General features: G+C 67.6%; 4 protein-coding genes. 1 reads left to right on the top strand and 3 read right to left on the bottom strand.

Annotation, left to right across the window (positions count from 1 at the left end; all coding sequences use genetic code 11):
* Positions 1 to 195: 195 nt before the first annotated feature.
* From B1964_RS16500 to B1964_RS16510, 3 genes are all read right to left on the bottom strand, one after another.
* Positions 196 to 1,050 (bottom strand): TIGR02569 family protein, encoded by an 855-nt coding sequence (locus tag B1964_RS16500; protein ID WP_006368649.1) that lies wholly within the window; start codon positions 1,048 to 1,050, stop codon positions 196 to 198.
* Positions 1,051 to 1,114: 64 nt separating this feature from the next.
* Positions 1,115 to 2,290 carry an adenylyltransferase/sulfurtransferase MoeZ gene (gene moeZ, locus B1964_RS16505; protein WP_079930548.1) on the bottom strand — a complete coding sequence of 392 codons (1,176 nt, stop codon included), beginning with the start codon at positions 2,288 to 2,290 and terminating at the stop codon, positions 1,115 to 1,117.
* A gap of 88 nt (positions 2,291 to 2,378) precedes the next feature.
* The gene (locus tag B1964_RS16510) at positions 2,379 to 3,377 is read right to left on the bottom strand and encodes a DUF3152 domain-containing protein (RefSeq protein ID WP_006368651.1); all 999 of its coding nucleotides are present in this window, start codon (positions 3,375 to 3,377) and stop codon (positions 2,379 to 2,381) included.
* A gap of 407 nt (positions 3,378 to 3,784) precedes the next feature.
* Here B1964_RS16510 and B1964_RS16515 point away from each other — a divergent pair.
* On the top strand, positions 3,785 to 4,318 hold a 534-nt coding region (locus tag B1964_RS16515), incomplete at its 3' end, for a TetR/AcrR family transcriptional regulator (RefSeq protein WP_079930549.1).

The following is a 4,318-nucleotide window of genomic DNA, read 5'->3' on the forward strand; positions in this document are numbered from 1 at the left end:
GGCGAGCCTCGAGACCACCTGAGCCGACGCTGGATTCGAACCACCGTGCACCAGATACCCATCGGCACAACAGGTCTCGAGGCGGGAAGCTGCAAGGATGTCATTGTGGCCCGGAAGCTCGTCGGCACCAGGGGTCTGGAGTCCTCGACCATCGGGTGGGAAAGGTGACGGCGCCCGCACCCACAGGTGAACGCGCTACACCATGAGCCGCACGATATCGACGACGCGCTTGAGTCCCGGTAACGCGCCGGCGGTCGACCGCGGGTGCAGAGCGTGGACCGCCAGGCGGAACATGGTGGCGCGCAACATCATCTGCGGCCACTCCGGCTCGTCGGACCAGCGCTGCACGAGGTCGTCGTCGGCGCCACCCCAGGCCAGCGAGTCCACGACCACCACCGCCGCCGCCCACGACGCCGGCCGCCAGTAGGGCACGATGTCGGTGATCCCAGGTGCGGCCGCACCGGCGAAGAGCACTGTGCCGAACAGGTCACCATGCACCACCTGGCTCGGCAGGTCGACATTCTTGCGCAGAGTCGCAAGGGTTTTGAGGATCTCGATACTTTCCTGGCCGTCCGGTGAGGTCGGCTCGGACATCCCTGCGGCACGTGCCGAGCGCATCGGGGTGTCCTCCCATGCGGCGCGATCGGCTGCGGCGAAGACGTCGACGTCGGTGTGCGGCGGCGCGGGCTGCTGGAGCAGGAATCGTGGTCGCTCGAGTCCGGCGATGGCTTCGTGCAGTCGTTCGGCCACCGACACGACCTCGTCGTGGCGGGGTTCGGGGACGCCGGCGATATAGGTGTCCGCGCGCCATCCGGAGACGACATACCGACCGTCGGTGGCCCGGAACGGTCGCGCGATCCGCAAGCCCTCGACGTAGAGATTCTCGCGGACCGAGGCCGACCACGCCGCGCGCGCGTGGTCGGGTACCAGCGACAGCACGACCTCCCCGACGCGCCACCCCCCGACCCAGCGCTCGCCCATGGCGATGGGCGGGTGGGCGGTCAGCCCGAACGTGTTGAGCACGTGCTCGGGTGGCTCGACGGTGTTCACGTCTGCAGAGATTACCGAGGTGGTGGCCTGAAGCCGCGCAGCGACGCGGCTGCGAGGTGCCGCGTCAGTAGACCGGCAGTTCCTTGTCGACCTGATTGGCCCATGCGGTGATGCCACCCTGCAGGTGCGTGGCATCGGCGAATCCGGCCCGCTTGAGCGCGGCAAGCGCCTCCGCCGACCGGATTCCGGTCTTGCAGTACAGCACCGTCGGCCGGTCCTGCGGGATCTGGGCCAGTGCGGCACCGGACAGGATCTGATCCTTGGGCACCAGGGTCGCGCCGTCGATATGCACGATGTCCCACTCGACCGGCTCGCGCACATCGACCAGTGCCAGCTTCTCGCCCGCGTCGATTTTCTCCTTGAGTTCGACGGCGGTCAGTGTCGAGCCGGCCGCCGCCTGGGCGGCCTCGTCGGAGACGACACCGCAGAACGCCTCGTAGTCGATCAGACCGGTGATCTTCTCCCCCTCGGGATCCTTGCGAATCCGGATGGTGCGGTAGGTCATGTCGAGGGCGTCGTACACCATCAGCCTGCCGAGCAGTGGCTCACCGATGCCGCAGATCAGCTTGATCGCCTCGGTGCCCATGATGGAACCGATCGAGGCGCACAGGATGCCGAGCACCCCGCCCTCAGCGCACGAGGGCACCATGCCCGGTGGCGGCGCCTGCGGGTAGAGATCGCGGTAGTTGATGCCGCGGCCGTCGGGGGCGTCCTCCCAGAACACCGAGGCCTGCCCCTCGAAGCGATAGATCGATCCCCACACGTACGGCTTGTGCGCGAGTACCGCGGCGTCGTTGACCAGATATCGGGTGGCGAAGTTATCGGTGCCGTCGAGGATCAGGTCGTACCCGGAGAACAGCTCGATCGCCCCCTCGGGTTCGAGGCGCTGATCGTGGATGTTCACGGTGATGAACGGATTGATCTCGAGGATCGAATCGCGGGCACTCTCGGCCTTGGGCCGACCGACGTCGGACTGGCCGTGGATGACCTGACGCTGCAGGTTGGACTCGTCGACGACGTCGAACTCGACGATGCCGATCGTGCCGACACCGGCGGCGGCGAGATAGAGCAGCGTCGGCGAGCCGAGTCCACCGGCACCGATGACGAGCACCTTGGCGTTCTTGAGGCGTTTCTGCCCGTCCATCCCGACGTCGGGGATGATCAGGTGCCTGCTATAGCGCGCGACCTCGTCGTTGGAGAGTTCGGCCGCTGGTTCCACCAGCGGGGGCAAGGATGACACGGCAGGCCTCCCGGGTATGCGAGTCGGACGGGTGAACTGAGTCGAACAACGACCCGGCGCACCTCGTCATTCCCGCGAGCGCAACGGCTCAGCCGGCGCTCGTTCCCTCGGGGAACGGCCACGGGTTGGGTTTGCAGACCAGGGCCGGATTGGCGCGGATGTCCGGATCGAGCGCCATGATCTCCGAGTTGGACACCCCGAAGGACTGCTGCATCATGATCGGCGCCGGCGCACCGTTGGCCGGGCACGGGACGTGATGCTCATACCCGATGCCGTGACCTACTTCGTGGTTCACCAGGTATTGCCGGTAGGCGACGTCATCGCCCTCGTAGGATTGCGCGCCGCGAATCCAGCGCGCCTCGTTGAGGGTGACCCGTTCCTGTGGCGGATAGAAGCACGAGGTCTCCAGTTTGATCTGGTACCCGCACAGTTCGCGCGTGGTGTTCGTCGACGTCAGGGACACCCGCAGGTCCGGGTTGCCGCGATCGATCCGGCGGAACGACACCTTGCCGTCACCGATCCAGCTCTTGTCGTTGGCCAGCGTGGCGTCGACCATCTTCGCGAACGCCTGATCGCCCCCGTATTCGGCCGGGATCAGGCCGTTCTCCACCTCGACGGTATAGGTGTACACCTGCCCGCCGCGACCGACCTGCGGGGTCGTACCCGGCACCACGTGAAAGGTCTTGCGCCCCACCGTGGTGAAGCCGCCGCCGCCCGGCAGCGCCCCCGCCGGCAGCTGCGCGGGCGAGATCTCCCCGGTGGGCGCACCGATCGGCCGGGTCTCCTTGGTGACCTCGGCGTTGCGGGCCGACGGGTCCGGGCCGACCGGCGCGCCGGCGTTGGTCGTGTTGTCGTCGCGGATCGTGTAGACGAGCAGCACGATGGTCAGGACCACCAGAACCGGGATCGCGTAGGCACGCCACCCGTAGGTGGCCACGAATCGGCCGATCGCGCTCTGTTTCTTGCGCGGTGGCGCGCTGTCGCGGTCCGAGCGTGGCCGGCCGTTGTCGTCGGTCGGGTCCCAGCGGGCGCGCAGCGGCTGATCGGGAAGCGGGCGCCGGCGAGTCGTCGTCGCGGACCGGGGCATGGCCGTCGACGGGCCGGTGGACGACGAGGCGGTCGGGGGCTGGCCGGTCGGGGGCTGGGCGGCAACGACCGGAGGCTGGTCCGTGCGGTTCTCGCCTGTCCCCGTTGGCGTCTGGGCTGCCGCGTACGATCCACCGGGCGCTGACGATCCACCCGGCGCGACCGATCCACCGGGCGTCTGGTCACCGGCGCGTGGCGACCGCGGACCGACCTCGCGCGCACGGGGCCGCCCCGTCCGGCGCTCCGCGCTCCCCGTCCCCGACGCATCATCTGTGCGGCTCACGGTTCACACCCTCTCACAGAACCGGCCAATACCACGTGCGACATCACACGTCCTCATCGAAGGCTGTGAATTCACTTGTGCGATCCACGCGGTTTATGGGTCAGGAGTCCGAGTACCCTCTAACCATGTCAACGGCGGCTAATGTCTCCTCCGGGCGCAACGGCACCCGGCTTCCGCGGAGTGCACGGCGCTTGCAGTTGCTCGAGGCCGCGAGCGAGATCTTCGTCGAGCGCGGCTATCACTCGGCGGGCATGGACGAGATCGCAATCCACGCGGGCGTCAGCAAACCGGTGCTCTACCAACACTTCCCGTCGAAGCTCGATCTCTACATCGCGGTGGTCGATTCGCACGCGGAAAAGCTGGTCGTCGATGTGAACAACGCATTGCTCACCACCACCGACAATCACCAGCGCGTACAGGCGGCGGTGCAGGCGTTCTTCGACTTCATCGACTCCGACAACTCCGGATATCGGTTGATCTTCGCCTCCGACGTGATGGACCCGGCGGTCATCCGCCGCACCGAGGGGGCCACCGAGGCCTGCGTGGACGCGGTCTACGGACTGGTCATGCAAGATTCCGGACTCGACCCCTACCGCTCACGCATGCTGGCGGCCGGGCTCGTCGGAGCGAGCCAGGTCAACGCCCGCTACTGGCTCCCG

Origin of the sequence: Gordonia sp. i37, from assembly GCF_002043085.1 — a bacterium.
Lineage (GTDB): Bacteria > Actinomycetota > Actinomycetes > Mycobacteriales > Mycobacteriaceae > Gordonia > Gordonia polyisoprenivorans.

Excerpts from the sequence above, each read along its gene's own strand:
- B1964_RS16510 (WP_006368651.1), bottom strand. The coding sequence starts at position 3,377 with ATGCCCCGGTCCGCGACGACGACTCGCCGGCGCCCGCTTCCCGATCAG.